The sequence below is a fragment of the Flavobacterium sp. genome (assembly GCF_035299245.1).
Classification (GTDB): Bacteria; Bacteroidota; Bacteroidia; order Flavobacteriales; family Flavobacteriaceae; genus Flavobacterium.
On sequence record NZ_DATGWY010000016.1, the window covers coordinates 145,932 to 166,262 of the forward strand.

Annotated in this window: 14 protein-coding genes; 10 read left to right on the top strand and 4 right to left on the bottom strand. The window is 36.4% G+C overall.

Annotated elements, in window-relative coordinates; all coding sequences use genetic code 11:
• Nucleotides 1-23: 23 nt before the first annotated feature.
• From VK161_RS11980 to VK161_RS11995, 4 genes are all read right to left on the bottom strand, one after another.
• Complete coding sequence (locus tag VK161_RS11980; RefSeq protein WP_324215020.1) at nt 24-2,315, bottom strand: bifunctional salicylyl-CoA 5-hydroxylase/oxidoreductase; 2,292 nt, start codon at nt 2,313-2,315, stop codon at nt 24-26.
• A gap of 121 nt (nt 2,316-2,436) precedes the next feature.
• Nucleotides 2,437-3,042 (bottom strand): flavin reductase family protein, encoded by a 606-nt coding sequence (locus tag VK161_RS11985; RefSeq protein ID WP_324215021.1) that lies wholly within the window; start codon nt 3,040-3,042, stop codon nt 2,437-2,439.
• Nucleotides 3,043-3,163: 121 nt separating this feature from the next.
• Nucleotides 3,164-4,291 (bottom strand): NAD(P)/FAD-dependent oxidoreductase, encoded by a 1,128-nt coding sequence (locus tag VK161_RS11990; RefSeq protein ID WP_324215022.1) that lies wholly within the window; start codon nt 4,289-4,291, stop codon nt 3,164-3,166.
• A 14-nt stretch (nt 4,292-4,305) separates the two neighbouring features.
• On the bottom strand, nt 4,306-7,554 hold the full coding sequence (locus tag VK161_RS11995; RefSeq protein ID WP_324215023.1) for a LodA/GoxA family CTQ-dependent oxidase: 3,249 nt from the start codon (nt 7,552-7,554) through the stop codon (nt 4,306-4,308).
• 290 nt (nt 7,555-7,844) lie between these two features.
• Here VK161_RS11995 and VK161_RS12000 point away from each other — a divergent pair, with 290 nt between their 5' ends.
• From VK161_RS12000 to VK161_RS12045, 10 genes are all read left to right on the top strand, one after another.
• Nucleotides 7,845-8,264 carry an IS1/IS1595 family N-terminal zinc-binding domain-containing protein gene (locus tag VK161_RS12000; RefSeq protein WP_324215024.1) on the top strand — a complete coding sequence of 140 codons (420 nt, stop codon included), beginning with the start codon at nt 7,845-7,847 and terminating at the stop codon, nt 8,262-8,264.
• Nucleotides 8,265-8,365: 101 nt separating this feature from the next.
• Nucleotides 8,366-9,649, top strand: coding sequence for a hypothetical protein (locus VK161_RS12005; protein WP_324215025.1), 1,284 nt, complete (start codon nt 8,366-8,368; stop codon nt 9,647-9,649).
• 26 nt (nt 9,650-9,675) lie between these two features.
• Complete coding sequence (locus tag VK161_RS12010; RefSeq protein ID WP_324215026.1) at nt 9,676-11,214, top strand: MFS transporter; 1,539 nt, start codon at nt 9,676-9,678, stop codon at nt 11,212-11,214.
• Between the two features lie 12 nt (nt 11,215-11,226).
• Nucleotides 11,227-11,442, top strand: coding sequence for a DUF6814 family protein (locus tag VK161_RS12015; protein ID WP_324215027.1), 216 nt, complete (start codon nt 11,227-11,229; stop codon nt 11,440-11,442).
• 112 nt (nt 11,443-11,554) lie between these two features.
• On the top strand, nt 11,555-11,749 hold the full coding sequence (locus VK161_RS12020; RefSeq protein WP_324215028.1) for a hypothetical protein: 195 nt from the start codon (nt 11,555-11,557) through the stop codon (nt 11,747-11,749).
• Nucleotides 11,742-14,432 (top strand): ATP-binding protein, encoded by a 2,691-nt coding sequence (locus VK161_RS12025; protein WP_324215029.1) that lies wholly within the window; start codon nt 11,742-11,744, stop codon nt 14,430-14,432. Before VK161_RS12020 ends, VK161_RS12025 begins: the two co-directional genes overlap by 8 nt.
• 6 nt (nt 14,433-14,438) lie before the next feature.
• Complete coding sequence (locus tag VK161_RS12030; protein WP_324215030.1) at nt 14,439-14,801, top strand: response regulator; 363 nt, start codon at nt 14,439-14,441, stop codon at nt 14,799-14,801.
• A gap of 171 nt (nt 14,802-14,972) precedes the next feature.
• Complete coding sequence (locus VK161_RS12035; protein WP_324215116.1) at nt 14,973-16,868, top strand: acetate--CoA ligase; 1,896 nt, start codon at nt 14,973-14,975, stop codon at nt 16,866-16,868.
• Between the two features lie 151 nt (nt 16,869-17,019).
• Nucleotides 17,020-18,927, top strand: a complete 1,908-nt coding sequence (gene acs / locus VK161_RS12040; RefSeq protein ID WP_324215031.1) for an acetate--CoA ligase — start codon at nt 17,020-17,022, stop codon at nt 18,925-18,927.
• A gap of 128 nt (nt 18,928-19,055) precedes the next feature.
• Nucleotides 19,056-20,303: a T9SS type A sorting domain-containing protein gene (locus VK161_RS12045; RefSeq protein WP_324215032.1), complete on the top strand. Its 1,248-nt coding sequence runs from the start codon at nt 19,056-19,058 to the stop codon at nt 20,301-20,303.
• Nucleotides 20,304-20,331 lie beyond the last annotated feature (28 nt).

Below are 20,331 nucleotides of genomic sequence, written 5' to 3' on the forward strand. Positions count from 1 at the left end.
TAACACTACAGTAATCTTCATCACTATTTCTTATTACTTTTTGGTTTCAATGCTTTTTTCATTCCTTCCAATTGCTTTCGCTCATTGGTTTTTAAAGGATAGAGGTGTGAAACACCCATTTTGTATTGATTCGGAATATCTTGAGCTTCAAATGCTTCATAAGCCTGAGCATTTCGCACAAAATTAGCATCCAATAATAAAGGTCTTCCCAACGCTACTAAATCGGCTCTACCGTTTAAAATAATAGTGTTAATTTGATCAATATCTTGAATGTATCCAGCCGTGATTGTTGGAATGTGAACGGTGTTTCGCACTGCATCGGCAAAAGGAGTTTGCCACATTCTACCCGTTTGCGGTTTTTGGTGTTCCACTGTATTTCCTGTTGAAACATTGATGATATCTGCGCCAGCGTTTTTAAATGCAGTTGCAATTTTGAATACATCCGTTTCTGCAATTCCGTTTTCGGCCCAATCAGAAGCTGATATTCGAACCGACATTGGTTTTTCTTTAGGGAAAACGGCTCTCATTTCGTTGAAAACTCTGAGCGGAAATTTCAATCGGTTTTCTACACTTCCGCCAAATTCGTCGTTTCGAATGTTGGTTAAAGGTGATAGGAAAGAAGCCAGTAAGAATCCGTGATGTGCTTGTAATTCGACTAAATCAAATCCCGCTTCATTAGCGTTTTTGGTAGCTTGAACGAATTGAGAAGTGACTAAATCCATGTCGGTCAAAGTCATTTCTTTTGGTACAGCTGAATTTTGACTAAATGGTATTGCTGAAGCCGAAAGTAATTCCCAAGAAGCTCCATTGAAAGTTTCCTCCCACGGAATTTTCGAACCTCCTTTTCTACCCGAATGACCTAACTGAATTCCGATTTTAGTTGCAGTGTTTATGTGTATAAAATCGGTTATTTTTTTCCATTCAATTGTTTGATTTTCATTATACAAACCAGCACAACCTAAAGTAATGCGTCCTGTTTCTGAGACAGCAGTCATTTCAGTAATAATCAATCCCAATCCAGCAACCGCTCGAGAAACATAATGTTGAAAATGCCAATCGTTAATAAGACCGTTTTGTGCCGAATATTGTCCCATTGGCGCCATGACAATTCGGTTTTGCAATTCCAAATCGCGCAGTTTGAATTTAGAAAAAGCAGCCGATTGATTTTTGGAATCGACATTGTTGTTGCTATTGAATTCTTCTAGAACCTTATTAGTAAACGATGGGTCGCGCAAACGAAGGTTTTCGTAGGTCACTTTTTTGGAACGCGTCATGCATCCGAAAGCAAATTGATAAAATGGATGTTGGCTGTTGCGATCCATGTTTTCGAACCAATCGAGCGAAACTAAAGCCGCGTGTTGAATCATTTCGACAGTGTTTCTACGAGTAGCATCGTATTGCTTGAATGCTGCTTGAATATCATTCGGATTGGCAATCACGGCATCTGATAAACCAATAGCACAATCCATAGCTAATTTGGTTCCCGAACCGATAGAGTAGTGTGCGGTTGCTTTCGCATCGCCTAATAAAACAATGTTCTCGTGATGCCAATTTTGGTTGGTTACATGCGGAAATTGACGCCAATGTGATTTATTTGAAATTAGCGGATGACCGTCTAATTCTTCTTCAAAAATTGCACTGATTTTAGTAATCGTATCTTCTTCATTGGTGACTTCAAACTTGAATTTCTGCCACGTTTCATCGGAACATTCAAATATCCAAGTACTCATTCCAGCTTCGTATTGATAAGTATGAGCAACGATGGTTCCGTGTGGAGTAGTTCTGAAAAAGTAGGTAAAAGCATCCAAGGGTTTAGTTGATCCTAACCAAACAAAACGGTTTTTCTTTAAAACGATTTTAGTTCCAAATTCTTTTTCGTATTGCGTTCGGATTCCGCTTCCAATTCCGTCGGATGCCAAGATCATATCGGCGTCTTTGTATTGTGATAAGTCGTCAATAGTTTGCTCAAAGTGCAGATTTACTCCTTCTTCTCCACATCGTTGGTGCAATAATTTTAAAAGTGTTTTACGAGAACATCCACAAAAACCATTTCCAGATATACTAACATTTTGCCCATCACGAGCTACGATAATATCATCCCAATAAGCAAATTCACTGCGGATAAGTTCGTAGGATTGCATATCACGTTTCAGAAATTCGCCCAAGGTTTCGTCTGAGAAAACCACACCAAATCCGAAACTATCATCGGGTTTGTTGCGTTCATACACGTCGATCTGACAATGTGGCATTGCTTTTTTAGTAAGGATTGAAAAGTAAAGTCCGCCTGGACCACCACCGATTACTGCTATTTTCATAATTTGGTTGAACGCGGATGAAACGGATGCCTTGCAACGCGGATTTCCACGGATTTTATTTATTTATTTTTATTCTGAGTTACAGATTTCTGAAATTTTATTACTAATATACTATATATCACTAACTTCTTTTTATTGAAAACAATTCTCCTAATTTCGCATAATTCGATCCTGCTAGACGCGCTATTGGTTTGTAGGTTTCTAAATTGATTTTGTAATTTTCCATCAGAATACCATCAGCAAAATGCATCATCACAATTCTACCAATCAGTATACAAGCTCCGCCGTTTTTGTGATTTTCTAAAAAATAATGGTGTACGAGTTCGCATTCAAAAGAAATAGGACTTTCTTTCACTCGCATGGGTTTTATTTTTATAGAAGAAATAGGTGTAAGGTTAGCTAATTGAAACTCGTCAACATCAGATGCTACTGATTGAGAAGTAGTATTCATTTGCTCAGCTAATTCTTCAGTAACCATATTTACTACAAATTGACCGTTTGACAACACATTATTCAACGTGTCTTTATTGGTATTGTTACCTCGAACAGTGGAAAACATGACATGAGGTGGATCTTCACCAACAGCATTGAAATAGGAAAAAGGAGCTAAATTGTTAATGCCGTTTTCATCGATGGACGAAATCCAACCAATAGGTCGTGGAATTACAGAACCGGTGAGTAATTTGTATACTGCCGAATGTTCTAATTCATTTGGGTCGAAATGCATTTTTAGTTTTGTTTGTTCTACACAAATTAAAACTATTTTTTTGAATTTTTATGATGGAAATTAAAATTTATGAGAATGAATGAAGGTGTTTTTTTAGTAATACATTGAAATAAAACAAGAACTATCTTCGTCTTTTCCAAAATTCGCTATTGCTCCATCGAAGTTCTTGACTGTAGAAAATGCGTTTGTGATGGAGATAGTGTTTCCAGATTTGATTGACTTGTTCAGAATATTCTCTTTGAAATTGATTTGTTTTTTCAGAATTTGGTTGGAAAATAATTTGATGTTCTGTGAGTAAATCGGTGAGTTGAAGAGCATTTGCCATAGCATTGAACATTCCTTGAGAAGACAATGGATCAAAACTAATGGCAGCATCACCCAAAGCAGCCCATTGTTGTCCTGTTACTTGCTTGAGTTGAGTTGAATTTGCTGCAACTATACCATTGAATTGGATTGAATTTTTACTTTTCTCCAAAATAGTTTTCATTTGCTCATTGCACAGGGCTAAATTTATAAAAGCTTCTTTTGTTTTAAGTTGGGCGTGTTCTATTAAATCAGAATCCGTTTGAAAAGCCATAATGCGTTTTTTATTTGGTAATGGCGCAGTGTACCACCAACCTGATTGAGAAGCAGAAATGGTGCTTAAAGTTGAAATTTCTTCGTTAGTCAAGGTGGCCCAAATCGAAATAAGTTTGTCTACACTTTGTCTTTCAACACCTATTTTTTTTGCAAAATGGGATTGTCTTCCGCTAGCATCAATTACAAATTTTGCTCTAATAACCTTTTTTTTAGAAATTTCGTTGGTTGAAGCAAAAGTGAGTACCCAATGTTCATTTTCAAACTTGCACTGAAATAATTGATAACTCCAAAAACAATTTGGACTTCTTTCAACAGCTTTTTTTCGTAGAAAACTTTCGAATTCTTTACGGTTCAATTGCCATCCGAATCCGTCTGGATTACGTAAAGGGTCGACAATTTGTACATTTTTACTTCCCCAATACGATTGCATACCGTTATTTCGTTGATGAATCTCATTAATTTTTTTCTCAAATTCATCAAGTAAACCAAGTTGTTTGAAAATGCGTCGAGCTGCTGGCGCTAGGCATTCACCAACACGTTCAACAGGTTCGGATAATTTATCAATTAGTGCAACATTATATGAATTGGATAAGGCGATGGCAGCAGTACAACCTGCTACACCACCGCCTATAATTGCAATGTCAACTGAATTTGATTGCGTTATTTCCATAAATCACTACTTCACTAAGGATTGTAACGACGGAATCGATTCCCTTTATCGGTCATGGCCAAATTAATTCGATTACTTCCTGGGTGTTTGGCTCTTACTAATTGGTTGGTTTTGGATGATAATAAGTTCAGTAATTTTTGAACGGTTGAAGATGATTTAAAATCATCCGTTAATTCGGTTTCGACTAATGCAATTAATTGATCTTTTGCACTAGTTGTTAAATCTTGTTCAGTAAATAAATCTTTATCTGACAATTGAGTAACAGCCGATTTTAATACAACTTGTACATTTTTATCCAAAGCTTTTTTACTTTTCAGAATACCTTCCAATTCTTTCATGGCTTGATTTAATAAACGCGCTTCTTGTTCTGGAGTTGGAGTAAGTCCGACTTGCATTTTACTTGGAAAATTAGGATCGTTTTCAACACCTTTTTGAGGTTGAACAATCGCTAATTTATCAAAGTATTTGACCATGCTATTAATTTGATTAGTATAGGTTGGATCTTGACCATCTAAAGGTAAATCATCCAACCACATTCTCCTGTAAGCAAAGGCTTGTTTACGAGTTTCCTCTGGAAGACTGGTGTTGATGGCTTCTTTGTAACGCTCTTCATCTAAAATATTATTAGGAACTCGAGCTGGCCAAAACGTTGGAACATAAGGATCGTAAGTAGATACATAGCCATCACGACAACTTGCTGTGTCGGTTTGCCACGGTATGGCCATCCAACGTGTAATTCCGCCCGCAACTTGACCTCCTAAAAGTGGACCTTTCGCCAAAGTAAAAACATCACTACTCATTGTTGGACCATAATAGGAGGTGTTGACTAATGGCGTTTTTGGAGCATGTAATAGTCGAAAAGGTGCCATATACATTCCCGCAGTACGCATTGGCCATGTCATTTCACAACCCGGATGGAAGGCATCGGCTAGACAAAACTCCATTGCAGCACGCGTCATCATGTCTGGTTGTTCAGCTACTGGTAGTTTATCTAATGTTATTGGCTCTGGAACATAAGGACAACCTGTCATATCAACATAATCAGCATCAAAATCACCCATAACCCATTGGTCAAGAAAGGAGAGTTGCAAATTAGACAGAGTAGTATGTTGTCTTACCGAACCTTCAGTAGGTATACTAATCGCATCTCCGTACAACCAAGGCCATAATTGTGGTGCTTCGGCACCTGAAACATCAAATCGTCTGAAATTATTTGAAATGGTTCGACGCATTTCTATATTGGCAGGAGAAGGATCGTTCAATCGAACTTTCCATTGGGATGTAGTATAATCAAATTGTCCACCCCAACCAAAAGCAGCTGCAAATCCGGCATTAACCCATTGCAAATTGGTCATTCGTTCAAAAATGGGTAAAATATCTTTGGTAAATGAAGGACGAGTGGGTCGAGTCAACATTCCCGAACTTACCGCAACATCTCTCATTAGATCCCACATAGTTCGGACTGATTTTTGCATAGGTGCATAATCAGGTGGAGCGCAAACAACCCAGGCAGGATCAACTTTGAGTTGTACTCCGTTGTACTCAACATCAGCTGTTACTGGACCATCTGAAATATCGTCGTACCAACCTTCATTATTGGCAAAAGTGATAGCAATATCACCATTCAAATTTTCTGATAAACCACGACCTCCAAGCATTAGCAAACGTCCTTTTGCATCGGTTTGCATTTCTCCGAGGTATACAGGTTTTCCTTGGAATTTACCTATAAATTCATGTCCGCTTTTCACATTAGGTTTCCCAACCGATTGTTCGCCACCATCAATTATCAGAGAACTTCGATCTTTGACATCGATATTTCTCAAAAAAGAAGGTGGAGCAGTAGTAGCATCAGGAATATCCAAAGCCATCTGAAACTGATACCAAGAGGCTTTTTGGTTGGCAAGATGAGAATACCATGTAATTTTGGAATTCTCTGTAGTTAATTCTTTTATCGCTTTACCAGCAGCATTGAATCCGTAGATTCTAAATTGAGCAGCTTGACGCTTTAAAGCGCCTGTTTCGTCTCTGTACGCATTTTCATCAGACATTGGAACCGGTTCTGAAACTAATGGTCCAACAAAGAATTCTTTTTCGCTATTTCCAACACGCATTACACCAATTGGTGGGTAGATACCTGCTTTTACAATGCAATCACTATTTTCATCATCATTGCCTTTAAAAGGACGATTAATTTGATTGGGCTCTTGAGTAGATAAACCATTGGCTTGATGTCGAACTTCTGAACTTGCTGCGTATACTACTTTTCGGGTAGCAGCAATAGATCCGAGAGGTTCGTGTTCTGCTAATGTTCTAAAAATGTTGAACGAAAGATTATTTCCAAATTCCGATTGACCAATACCACAGATGTCTTGCTGAGGAAAATGAAGTTCGGCGATGCATAGGTACGGACTTTCTTCTGTGCTCCAAACCACTTGAGCATCATCTAATGGCATTGTTTTGTCATTGGTACGGAGTTGAATTTCAAATCGAAATTTAACGGATTGATTGCGAAGACGCTGTTGTAAATCAAGTGCCAAGTAGTTGTTGTCATCTGCTGGTGCGCCTTGATAAGTATCGTCTGGAACTAAACGGTACTTTACGATTTGTTTATCGCCTAATTTGAAAGGCAAAATAGCCCAATAACTTGCGCTTAGGCAACTTGCTTCTACTTTGGTCATAGCGTTTAAGATTTCAGACACATCGGGATGATGATTAATATAGGTGTCGTAATCTTTGTCGACCACACCAGCGGTTGTGAAACTGCACATTTGTTGTGCGTCACGAGCAAAAAATCGATCAATATTTTGAAAGATAAAATCAGCGTTATTGCCTTCACCAAGTAGTTTGGGGCCTTTAACTCCAAATAGTTTTAATCCAATTCCAAGTGTTGAATACAAATCGGGTGAAGTAGGCGAGGTATCACTTGAAAAACGAACCGCACATTCATACGATTCTCCGCTAAAAATACCAATTTTAAATTTTGGATCAATGTCTTTATTTATAACAAAGTTTCCATATGCAATTCCGTGCTGTTTCCTGAAAACTGGACGTTCAGCAGGTTTTTGACCATTTTCAATTCGGGTTTTTTGACCCATTTCTACAAACATTTCTTCGAGTCGCTGAGTAACCACTTTTAGATTTCCATTACTGTCCCAACAAGTTACATCGTTTGCTGAGGGTTTATTTTTCAAAACATTGTTTTGTTTGTTTTTGCTGTTGTTAGAAGCATTGTTTTTTTTCGGGTTGTCCGGTTTTTGTGCCATAGTTTATGATAATTGGTTAGTTAAGTTGTTCAAATTTAATTCATATCCTATGGTTGTAATAGAGTATAAATACCCGTTTTTAAATAGCATCATTGCATTGGATAGAAGATTACTTTAAAATGGATTATAATTCTTGAAAAACTTTCGTTTTTTGTAAAATTCCTAAAAATTACACTTAACACAATTATTTCCCTTTAAAATTGCATAGTGAATAATTTTTATCCAAAAAAAGTATAAAAAATGCTTTTGTATATTTGCTAAATTAGTATATTTATGCAAAATTTATATATATGGAAATTGTTGCTTGTCCAAAGTGCCAAAGTGATACTATTGTTAAAAGCGGTGTCATCAAAGACCGACAAAGGTATTTATGCAAAAGCTGCAACTATTATTTTACGGTTAATAAACTAGGTAAAAAGATTGATAGCTATTATGTTACTAAAGCTTTGCAGTTGTATTTAGAAGGCTTGAGTTTCAGAGAAATTGAGCGTATTATTGGGGTTTCGCATGTTACAATAAGTAATTGGGTGAAAGAGTACAAAGTCACTAAACCAAATCATACAGATTATCATCCTACATATAAGATATATAACCATTTAGAATTAGTGGAATTCTTAAAAAACAAGGAACAATTAAAAGGAGCTGGGATGATTATTACCGAATTAGGGGACAAATTTATGCTCATAAAATGGGAGCGTTTTAAAGATTAACTATAGTAGTTTACATAAATATATATCATAATTTTTTTCATTCACAAAAATTTAGAATTTGGTCATGCAAAAAATGTATTACTAACCAAATTTTAAACCTTATGAAAAAAATTATTTTATTGTCTTTTGTTGCTTTCTCATTTACAGGAAATGCACAAACGACAACTACAGCAACGCCAGCGCCAGCTGCTCCTGCAGAAAAAGAGTGGGATGTAAGCCTTTACGGTTTTGTTAGAACCGATTACATCTGGGATACTCGTAAATCAGCTCAAGTAAGAGAATACAACTTAAACTTATATCCTTTAGATGAAGTTTTAGATGCTAATGGAGCCGATTTAAATGATGCTGGTGCTTCTAACTTTTTATCAGTTGTTTCTCGTTTAGGTGTTAAAGCAAAAGGACCTAATGTTTGGGGAGCAAAAGTAAATGGTACTTTAGAAGGTGATTTCTTCGGAAATACAGAAGCTTCAATTGGTTTGTTTCGTTTGCGTCATGCGTATGTAAACTTAGATTGGTCTAAAACTTCTCTAACAATGGGACAAACATGGTACCCAACTTTTATTCCAGAAGTTTTTCCTGGAGTTGCTAATTTCAGTACTGGAATTTTATTCAATCCATTTGGTTGGGCTTCCCAAGTTCGCCTTAAACAAAATTTAACCAAAGAACTTTCATTTGCTGTAACAGCCTATAAAGAAAGAGAATTTACCACTCAAACTGCCGCTGGAGGAACTCAAAACTCAGCATCAATCAACTCACCAATCCCTACTTTTCATGGTCAATTTCAATTCAAAAACAAAAATTGGATTGCAGGTTTGGGAGCCGAATTCAAATCATTACAACCTTTAACTGAATCAGGTGGAAAAGTATCAGATGAAAAAGCAAACAGCACTTCATTTGTGGGATATTTTAAATATTCAAACGATAAATTCCACATCAAAGGATACGGAATCACAGGAACTGATATGTACAATTTAGTAATGTTAGGCGGTTTCGTTGGTTACACCGAACCCGGACAAGCAGAGAAATACGAATCTTCAAAAACTACCGCTTTTTGGTTTGATATTGCTGGCAATGGCAAAAAAATAGCACCTGGTTTATTCTTCGGATATACCAAAAATGATGGTGTAGACAAAAATGGGCTTGCTGCTGGCGAAACTGTAAAATACTACATGAGAGGTGTTTCTGGAACTAGAGTAGTGGATAACGTGATGAGAATTTCAGGAAGAGTTGATTTCAAGCAAAACAAATTCAGAATAACACCTGAATTAGAATACACTACTGCTACTTGGGGCGATTTAAATGCAAATGCAAATGCTACAGCCGATTTAAACCAAAAAGATGTAGCCAACTTCAGAGCCATGATTTCATGCGCTTATTCATTTTAAACCATTAACCATCTAAAAAAATAATTATGAGCGACAAAAAAACAACCGGAATTTGGAAAGTGATTTCCGCTTCCTCAATGGGTACAATGATTGAATGGTACGACTTCTACATCTTTGGTAGTTTAGCCGTTGTATTGTCTACCAAATTCTTTCCAACCGATAATCCTACAGCTGCATTCTTATCAACCTTAGCTACATTCGCTGCAGGTTTCGTAGTTCGTCCGTTTGGTGCACTTTTCTTCGGAAGATTAGGCGATTTAATCGGAAGAAAATATACTTTCATGGTAACATTAATGTTGATGGGTGGAGCCACTTTTGTAATCGGATGTATTCCGAGTTATGAAACCATTGGTTTTGCAGCGCCAGTTTTGGTATTGATCCTTCGTTTACTTCAAGGTTTAGCCCTTGGTGGTGAATACGGTGGAGCCGCAACTTACGTAGCTGAACATGCACCCAAAGGCGAAAAAGGATATTGGACTTCATGGATTCAAACTACTGCAACAGTAGGTTTATTTATCTCATTGATGGTAATCTTATTAACCAAAGCTGCCTTATCCAAAGAAGCGTTTGACGAATGGGGTTGGAGAGTTCCTTTTTGGGTATCCATCTTGATGGTTTATATTTCATACATGATTCGTAAAAATATGCATGAATCACCAGTTTTTGCAAAAGCAAAATCGGAAGGTAAAACATCAACAAATCCTTTAAAAGAAAGTTTCGGACACAAATACAATTTAAAATTTGTTTTGTTGGCTTTATTTGGAGCTACAATGGGTCAAGGTGTGGTTTGGTATACAGGACAATTCTATGCTATGAACTTCCTAAAAACAGTACAAAGCATTGATTCTTCACAAGTGGATATGTTATTGGGTGTTGCCTTAATTTTAGGAACTCCATTCTTCGTAGTATTTGGTTGGTTGAGTGATAAATTAGGAAGAAAATCAATCATGATGGCAGGTATGTTATTGGCCATATTATTGTACCGCCCAATTTACAGAGCCATGTATGCTTCAACTGATTTAACTTTAAAAACAGAACTTGTTGATCAAACAAAAACAGTTCCATCCATAAAAGAAGTTGATGCTGCTAAAATGGATTCTATTTACACTACAACTAAAGCCTATTCAGACGGCACAAAAGTAGAAGAAATCAAAACCATTCATTTTGAAAACGGAAAAGTAATGCTGGATGATAAAGGAAAAGATAAAATTGAAACGAAAGTTACCAAAACAATCAATAATAGTGATCGTTGGTTCTTGATTTTCATGGTTTTCATACAAGTAATCTTTGTAACTATGGTGTACGGACCAATTGCAGCATTCTTAGTAGAAATGTTCCCAGTAAAAATCAGATATACTTCGATGTCGTTGCCTTATCACGTAGGAAATGGTATATTTGGAGGATTACTTCCAGCCATTTCAACTTATTTTGTTACTCAGGCTAAAGATGCCGGAGATGCCGAATTCTATTTAGAAGGCCTTTGGTATCCCATCGGAATTGCAGCCGTTTGTTTTGTCATCGGAATGATTTACATCGATAAAAAAATTAATACTCTTCACGATTAATACACCAAAATTATGAACACATTAAAAAAATATTTAGGAATAGTTTGGATTGCTTTAGCAGCAGCAGTTGCTTATTATGCAATTGGTATTTTCGGAGGAAAATTGACTTCTGGAAAACAAGATGATTTGGTATTTGGAATTATCATATTTTTCATTCTTTTACCCATGGTTGTTACCGGTTTGACCATTTTTGGTTGGTATGCAATCACCGATGAGTACGATGATTAATTAGATTGCTATTGGTTAGCACTGAAAGCTCTTATTTTTATAAGGGCTTTTGGGTTTTTATATATATTTGAAAAAATAAATTAATTTAGTGCCTTAAGGCTTTAGTGTAAAAATGAAAAAAAGACACCAACAAAAACTTGTAATCGTTTCAATGATTTTGCTCATAGGATTAAATCTTCCTATTGCTTTATTGTTTGATTCGGCTCAGAATTTGTTCGGATTTCCAGTCATTTATATTTATTTTTTCTCTATCTGGTTGTTTTCTATTTTAGCTTCTTTTTTAATTGTAAAACGATACAATGAATAGTATAATCCTTTTAGTGATTCTATCGGGCTATTTAGCTGTACTTTTTTACATCGCACACTGGGCAGAAAAAAAAGGAAACAGTAAATGGACAAATAATCCGTATGTTTATACTTTATCATTGGCTGTGTATTGCACCGCTTGGACGTACTACGGAAGTATTGGTGTAGCAGCAGATAGTGGATTAAGCTATTTGCCCATTTACCTCGGACCAATAATTATTGCGCCATCGTGGATTTTAATTCTAAAGAAAATCATCCGAATTTCAAGAGTAAACAAAATTTCAAGTATAGCCGATTTTATTTCCTTGCGGTATGGAAATAGTCGTTTTTTAGGAGCTATTGTAACTGTTATTTGCTTAACCGGAATTTTACCTTACATCGCTTTGCAACTCAAAGCCATCGCCGAAACGTTTCATGTGGTAACCAATACTGAAATCCGTTCGTATATTTTTGACGACACAACTACTTATGTAGCGGTTGCCTTGGCCTTGTTTTCATCGTATTACGGAACGCGTTATGTAGATGCTTCCGAAAAACGCAAAGGAATTGTTACTGCAGTAGCCATGGAAAGTGTTTTGAAATTGGTTTTCTTCGTCATCATTGGGGTTTATGTGACCTATTTTGTGTTTGATGGTTTTAATGATATTTACCAAAAAGCATCAACTTTAGAACATTTCAAAGAAAAAAATACTATCGGTGGTTTGCCTCAAGCCATCAACTGGTTTTTACTTTGTATTTTATCGATGTTTGCCATATTCTTGTTGCCACGACAATTTCAAGTTGGAGTAATCGAAAACAATCGTGAAAACCACATCAACACTGCTGTTTGGTTGTTTCCACTATACCTGTTAATCTTCAATATTTTTGTGTATCCAATTGCTTGGGGCGGAAATTTTCTATTTGATGGTCAAGAAGTGAACTCAGATGCTTATTCGCTTTTGATTCCGCAGTTATTCAATAACAAAGTGCTCACCGTTATGGTGTTTTTAGGCGGATTTTCAGCTGCCATTTCGATGATTGTAGTATCATCAATCGGACTTTCCACTATGGTGACCAACAATATATTAATTCCGTATAATCTTTTAGGAAAATTAAAAAGTGCTGAAACCATCAGTAGTAAAACCATTTTGAATAGTAGAAAAATTGGTATTTTTTCTCTGATTATTCTATCGTATTTTATCTATCGCTTCTTTGGATTGGATTATAGTTTGGTTTCAATAGGATTAGTAGCTTTTGTCATTATTGCTCAATTAGCACCCGCATTTTTCGGTGCTTTATTTTGGCGAAGAGGTTCGCGTTTGGGAGCAATTTATGGTGTTTTAGTCGGATTTGCAGTTTGTATTTACACACTTTTAATTCCATACAGCATCGGAATTTCATCGAGTGATAGTAACTTTATAACCGAAGGTTTCATGGGAATCCAATTGCTTAAACCCTTTCAACTATTTGGTTTGGATTATTTGCAACCTGTTCCGCATGCTTTGTTTTGGAGTATGCTGTTCAATACAATTACTTATTTTTCGGTTTCGGTTAGTTTTAAAGGGAATTACCGCGAACGCAATTATGCCGAAATGTTTGTCGACATCAATAAATACATTACCAATCACGAAAATGCTTTTATATGGAAAGGAACTGCGTACCGTAATGATATTGAAAAAGTATTGATTCGCTTCCTAGGAGAAGAACGTACCAAACGTGCCATGCATATTTTCAATGTAAAATACAATGTTGATTCAAATATTGAATTGGCCGATGCACGATTGATCAAGTTTTCTGAAAATCTACTTACAGGTCACATCGGAACGGCTTCAGCACGAATTTTAATTTCAAGTGTGGTCAAAGAAGAAAAAATCACTTTACCTGAAGTGTTGAAAATCTTAGAAGAATCCAAAGAAAATATCATCATCAATAAAAAACTTACCGAAACGTCAAATGAATTGAAAGAAATCTCGGCTAAACTAAAAGACGCCAACGAGTCGTTGATGCTTAAAGACAAACAAAAAGACGAATTTCTAGATACCGTTACGCACGAACTCAGAACACCAATTACTGCAATTCGTGCTTCTAGTGAGATTTTACACGATGACGATGACATTCCAGACGAGCTCAAAAAGCAATTTTTGCAAAACATCATATCCGAATCCGATCGTTTGAATCGCCTGATTGATAAAATTCTTGATTTAGAGAAATTCGAAACAGGTAAACAAACCATCAATCCGTCTAAAAATAATTTAATTCACACCATTGAAAATGCAATCGAGCCTTTGCAACAATTAATCAAGAACAAAAAAATAGCAGTTCACATAGAAAGCAAAGACAAGGTAACAGCTTATTATGATGAAGATCGTATCGTTCAGGTAATCACTAATTTGATTTCGAATGCCGTCAAATTTTGCCCTGATGATGAAGGATTAATTACAATTCAAGTGTTTGAAAAAGATGATTTTATTCATACTTTAGTGCAAGATAACGGTAAAGGTATCAATCCGAACGATTTTGAAGCTATCTTTGAAAAGTTTTATCAATCGACCAACCAAAACATAAAAAAACCTGTTGGTAGCGGATTGGGATTGGCGATTTGTAAGCAGATTATTGAACACCATAAAGGAAAAATCTGGGCGCAATCAAGTATAAAAGGTGCATGTGTAGTGTTTACATTACCCAAGAATAAGAATATTGAATAATAAAATATGAAAAAGATTTTAATCGTAGACGACGAACCTAATATTGTAATGTCTTTAGAGTATACTTTCAAAAAGAACAATTTTGAAGTATTCATCGCTCGTGATGGTCAAGAAGCGTTAGATATTGTAAAAACAAGTTATCCTGATGTAATCATTTTGGATGTAATGATGCCAATGGTAGACGGTTATGCCACAATCGAACAAATTCGAAAAGATGATAATCTTAAACATACCAAAGTCATTTTCCTTTCGGCTAAAAATAAAGAAAGTGACATCGAAAAAGGATTAGCACTCGGAGCGGATGCGTATCTCACCAAACCTTTTTCCATCAAAAAAGTAGTTGAACAAGTCATGGAGTTGATTTCTTAAGTAGCAAAACAATTATAAATTGAAAGACTGAACGTAATAATTCAGTCTTTTTTTTTGCACTTAACGAAATCGATTTCGTGTATATCTATTTAGCAATAATTTTTGAAATCGTACCTTGAAAATAACTACATTTACTATACTATTACAACAACCACAAACTATCCATTACCAATGAATTACGAAGAATTTTACTCTAAAAGCATTCAATCTCCTGAAGACTTTTGGAAAGAACAAGCAGATCAAATAGAATGGTACACCAAACCAACCACAATTCTATCAAAAGACAATAATGATTACCCACTTTGGTTCAAAGATGGAGATTTAAATGCTTGTTATTTGGCTTTAGACAAACACATTCAAGATGGATTTGGTGAACAAATTGCCATTATTTACGATTCACCCGTTACTCAAACTGTTAAGAAATATACTTTCAATGAAGTAAAAACAGAAGTTGCTAAGTTAGCGGGCGGAATGATCTCACTCGGGTTAAAAACTGGTGATACCGCTGTTATTTACATGCCAATGATTCCACAAGCAGCTTTTGCAATGTTGGCTTGCGCTAGAATAGGAGTAACGCATTCAGTAGTTTTTGGCGGATTTGCTCCACATGAACTCGCCATCCGAATTGACGATTGTAAACCAAGATTGATTATTACTGCTTCATCCGGAATAGAAATCGACCGACTGATAGCCTACAAACCTTTGGTTGATGAAGCCATTGAATTAGCCTCACACAAACCCAAAAAAGTTATTGTTCTCAACCGAAAGTTAGGCGCAAGAATTCCGTTTAAAAAGTACGATGTGGATTACGATGCGTTGGTTTATGGTTCAGAAGAAACTCCTTGCGTTCCTGTAAAATCAACTCATCCATTGTATGTTTTATATACCTCAGGAACTACAGGAAAACCAAAAGGAATTGTCAGAGATACAGGAGGTTATGCTACAGCACTTAAATTTTCAATGAACTATATTTATGGGGTAAATTCAGATGAAGTTTTCTGGGCAGCATCGGATGTGGGTTGGGTTGTCGGACATAGTTACATTGTTTATGGTCCGCTAATCAACCGAAACACGACTGTAATTTTTGAAGGAAAACCAATCAAAACTCCCGATGCGAGTACGTTTTGGAGAGTCATTGCCGAACATAAAGTCAGCGTAATGTTTACGGCACCAACAGCCATTCGAGCCATTAAAAAAGAAGATCCAAACGGAGAATTCATAAAACAATACGATTTATCGTGTTTGCGAACTCAATTTCTAGCGGGCGAACGATGCGATGTGGCTACATTAGAATGGTACCGCGAACACATTCCGGTTCCAGCCATCGACCATTGGTGGCAAACCGAATCGGGTTGGCCAATGATTGCCATTATGATGGGAGTAGAGTATTTACCTATCAAACCTGGTTCGGCCGGAAAAGCAGTAACGGGTTATGACATCCGGATTTTTGGCGAAAATGGTCAAGAATTAGGTCCGAATGAAGAAGGTTATGTAGTCATTAAGTTGCCTTTACCTCCGGGAACCATGCTCGATTTATGGAACGATAATGAACGTTTCAAAGCAGGCTATCTCAATAAATTTCCAGGTTATTATTTTTCTGGAGATGGTGGTTTCAAAGACGAAAGCAATTATATTTTTATCACAGGAAGAGTAGATGATGTCATCAATGTGGCTGGCCATCGATTATCAACTGCCGAAATGGAAGAAATTGTCTCTTCTCATCATTCGGTAGCAGAATGTGCTGTTATTGGAATCAACGATGAACTTAAAGGCCAAGTTCCGTTAGCAATGGTAGTCAACAAATCTGGTGAAAGTATCGAGCATTTTCAATTGCAACACGAAGTAGTTCAATTGGTTCGCGAACAAATTGGCGCAGTTGCCTCTTTGCGCGACGTGGTTATTGTGCAACGATTGCCGAAAACTCGTTCAGGAAAAATTCTACGCAAATTGCTTAGAAGTATTGCTGATGGTGAGAATTTCCAAATTCCATCAACTATTGATGATGAAGCTATTATAGATGAAATTACCGAAGTTTTTCAACACAGTAAAATAGGTTCATTCAGATAAATTGATATGAAAAACAGAGTAGCATCTTTTTTCTTTATTCTAAGTTCATTTATTCTAAAAATAACTATATCTATTTAGCAAGAATTTTCTTTTTCACTTGAACAGAATCCTTACATTTACATTACAAACAAATAATATTAAGAGAAGAACAATGAGTTACTACAGTATACAGAATTTAGAGCATTATTTTAAAATGTATAAAAAATCGGTACGTGAACCCCGCAAATTTTGGGATCGTATTGCCGATGAAAACTTTACTTGGTATCAAAAATGGGATAAAGTACTCGAATTTGATATGCAAGAAGCCAAGTTCAAATGGTTTGTTGATGCCAAAGTAAACATCACTAAAAATTGCATTGATCGTCATTTGGCTAAAAGAGGTGAAAAAACAGCAATCATCTTCGAACCCAACGATCCGAGCGAAGAAGCACAACATATATCGTACAACGAATTGTATGCTCGAGTAGCTAAAATGGCCAACGTATTACGTGATCAAGGTATAAAAAAAGGCGACCGAGTTTGCATTTATTTGCCCATGATTCCAGAATTGGCAGTGGCTGTATTAGCTTGTGCCCGAGTTGGAGCGATTCACTCGGTGGTTTTTGCCGGATTTTCTGCATCGGCTGTTTCGGCTCGAATCAACGATTGCGAATGTAAAATGGTCATCACTTCTGATGGAAGTTACCGCGGAAACAAAGCCATCGATTTGAAAGGAATTGTTGACGAAGCTTTGGAAAAATCGCCTTGTGTTGAGAAAGTTTTAGTAGTTAAAAGAACGCATACTAACGTCAACATGAAAGAAGGTCGCGACATCTGGTTGCAACCTCTTTTAGACGAAGCCATTCCGAATAATGTAGCCGAAATCATGGACGCTGAAGATCCATTATTCATCCTTTATACTTCAGGTTCTACAGGAAAACCAAAAGGAATGTTGCATACAACTGCAGGTTACATGGTATACACAGCCTATACTTTTAAAAATATATTCAATTACGAAGAAAACGATGTGTATTGGTGTACAGCCGATATTGGTTGGATTACCGGACATTCGTATATTCTGTACGGACCACTTTTAAATGGTGCGACCACCGTAATTTTTGAAGGTGTTCCTTCGTATCCTGATTTCAGTCGTTTTTGGGAAGTAATCGAAAAACATAAGGTCAATCAATTTTACACAGCACCAACCGCGATTCGTGCGTTGGCAAAAGAAAGTTTGGATTACGTACAACGTTTTCCATTGAGTTCACTTAAAGTAATCGGATCTGTAGGTGAACCTATTAATGAAGAAGCTTGGCACTGGTACAATGATCATGTAGGAGGAAAGCGCTGTCCATTGGTAGATACGTGGTGGCAAACGGAAACGGGCGGAATCATGATTTCTCCAGTTCCTTTCGTAACACCAACAAAACCAACTTATGCGTCGTTACCGTTACCTGGAATTCAACCGGTGTTAATGGACGAATTGCGCAACGAAATTGAAGGCAATCAAGTAACCGGAAGTTTGTGTATCAAATTCCCATGGCCTTCGATGGCGCGTACAATTTGGGGCGATCATCAACGCTATAAAGAAACGTATTTTACTGCTTTTCCTGGAAAATATTTTACGGGTGACGGTGCTTTGAGAGACGAAGTTGGCTATTACCGAATCACGGGTAGAGTAGACGACGTAATAATCGTTTCGGGTCACAATTTAGGAACTGCACCAATTGAAGATGCAATCAACGAGCATCCAGCGGTTGCCGAAAGTGCGATTGTTGGTTTCCCACATGACATCAAAGGAAATGCACTGTATGGTTTCATTATTTTGAAAGAAGTAGGTGAGAGTCGTGATCGAGACAACTTAGCCAAAGAGGTGAATCAGTTGATTTCTGATCAAATCGGACCTATCGCCAAATTAGATAAAATTCAATTTGTGAGCGGTTTACCCAAAACCCGTTCGGGGAAAATCATGCGTAGAATTTTACGTAAAATAGCAGAAGGCGACTTCTCTAACTTTGGCGACACATCAACACTGCTCAATCCAGAAATTGTTGATGAAATCAAAGACGGAAAACTATAAGATTATTTGAGTTTATTTTGTGATGAGCCGCTTTAGAAATAGAGCGGTTTTTTATTTTAACTTTTGTTCAACTTTTAGATTGCTATTTTTAAACTAAATTTGATTATAATTTTAAAAATCAAGCTGTTATGAAAAATAAAATTACTCAAACCTTATTTTATGCTATTGCTCTATTGTTTACTGTGTATGGCAATTTTTCATTTGCTCAATCAAATACAATCAAGTTGATTGCCTTTAACTATGATACACAAGAAACATCAATAGTGCGATGGAACGCAGGAGAAACTCAATTTGACAATGTGTATACTACAAATGTTCAAGGAATTATATCGGGTTCATCGGCCTTTGATTCAAAGCGAGCGAATTATTTTGCTCGTGTATTAGACAATACGACTGGAAATACATTAGCACGGTTAATTAAATTCAACACGAATTCAGAATCAATTTCGTTGACTCCAATCGAGAATATTTTCAATGGTGGCTCTGAAGTAGATATGGAAAATGGATTGGTATATACTTATGACAGTGATTCAAATAACAATGTGTTTTTAAGTGAATTTAATCCTTTTTCAGGAACACAAACTAACTTAGGTTCCTTTTCTTTTAATGCAGGAACTGGATATTTTCCGGATTCGACTTGTTACGATAGTAATTCTAAAAAATATTATTTCTTGATTTTAGAAGACAATGTAGTTAAATTAGTAACTGCCTCAGTTGCCTCTCAACCTTTTACCTACACTGTTATTCCATTATCTAACACCGATAACAGCGGAAATATTGGCTTGGAATTTAGTAATGAAACCAATACTATTTATGCCATGTACTCCATTTACAATCCGGTTACAGGCAATTTCAATCAAATAATGGTAGGAAGTTTGAATCCTAATACAGGTGAACTATCATCAATAGTTACACTTGAAAATATTTATGGATATCAATTCTCAAATCGAACCTATGACCAAGATTCAGAGTCAATGATTTTTGTTGGTTTTGATGCCAACTTTACCGCTGGCTTGTATATTGTTAATACAGCTAGTGGAAACTATGAAATTCTACCAATGCTTGGTCAAAACATCAATGAGTTGGAATGCGACAATTCGCTGTATGCTGAAGCTAAATACGGAGCATTATCGGTTAATGAAAACACCATTTCTAGCTTTAAAATTGCTCCAAATCCGGCCAATAATTACATCAATATTACTTTTGTTGGAACTACGGCAGATTACCAAATTTCGGATGTTTTAGGTAAAATTGTCCAATCTGGAGTAATTAGTAACAACGCAACTATTGATATAAGTAATTTAACAAAAGGTGTTTATGCAGTTCATTTGATGAATGAAGGCAATATGAACTATCAAAAAATAATTATTGATTGATTTGATGCAAACCCAATAAACTTCATTG

Coding starts and splice junctions, on each gene's coding strand:
- VK161_RS12000 (WP_324215024.1), top strand. CDS start 7,845: ATGGAAATTGTTGCTTGTCCAAAGTGCCAAAGTGATACTATTGTTAAA.
- VK161_RS12025 (WP_324215029.1), top strand. CDS start 11,742: ATGAATAGTATAATCCTTTTAGTGATTCTATCGGGCTATTTAGCTGTA.
- VK161_RS11995 (WP_324215023.1), bottom strand. CDS start 7,554: ATGGCACAAAAACCGGACAACCCGAAAAAAAACAATGCTTCTAACAAC.
- VK161_RS12030 (WP_324215030.1), top strand. CDS start 14,439: ATGAAAAAGATTTTAATCGTAGACGACGAACCTAATATTGTAATGTCT.
- acs (WP_324215031.1), top strand. CDS start 17,020: ATGAGTTACTACAGTATACAGAATTTAGAGCATTATTTTAAAATGTAT.
- VK161_RS12015 (WP_324215027.1), top strand. CDS start 11,227: ATGAACACATTAAAAAAATATTTAGGAATAGTTTGGATTGCTTTAGCA.
- VK161_RS12035 (WP_324215116.1), top strand. CDS start 14,973: ATGAATTACGAAGAATTTTACTCTAAAAGCATTCAATCTCCTGAAGAC.
- VK161_RS12045 (WP_324215032.1), top strand. CDS start 19,056: ATGAAAAATAAAATTACTCAAACCTTATTTTATGCTATTGCTCTATTG.
- VK161_RS11990 (WP_324215022.1), bottom strand. CDS start 4,291: ATGGAAATAACGCAATCAAATTCAGTTGACATTGCAATTATAGGCGGT.
- VK161_RS12005 (WP_324215025.1), top strand. CDS start 8,366: ATGAAAAAAATTATTTTATTGTCTTTTGTTGCTTTCTCATTTACAGGA.
- VK161_RS11985 (WP_324215021.1), bottom strand. CDS start 3,042: ATGCATTTCGACCCAAATGAATTAGAACATTCGGCAGTATACAAATTA.
- VK161_RS12010 (WP_324215026.1), top strand. CDS start 9,676: ATGAGCGACAAAAAAACAACCGGAATTTGGAAAGTGATTTCCGCTTCC.
- VK161_RS12020 (WP_324215028.1), top strand. CDS start 11,555: ATGAAAAAAAGACACCAACAAAAACTTGTAATCGTTTCAATGATTTTG.
- VK161_RS11980 (WP_324215020.1), bottom strand. CDS start 2,315: ATGAAAATAGCAGTAATCGGTGGTGGTCCAGGCGGACTTTACTTTTCA.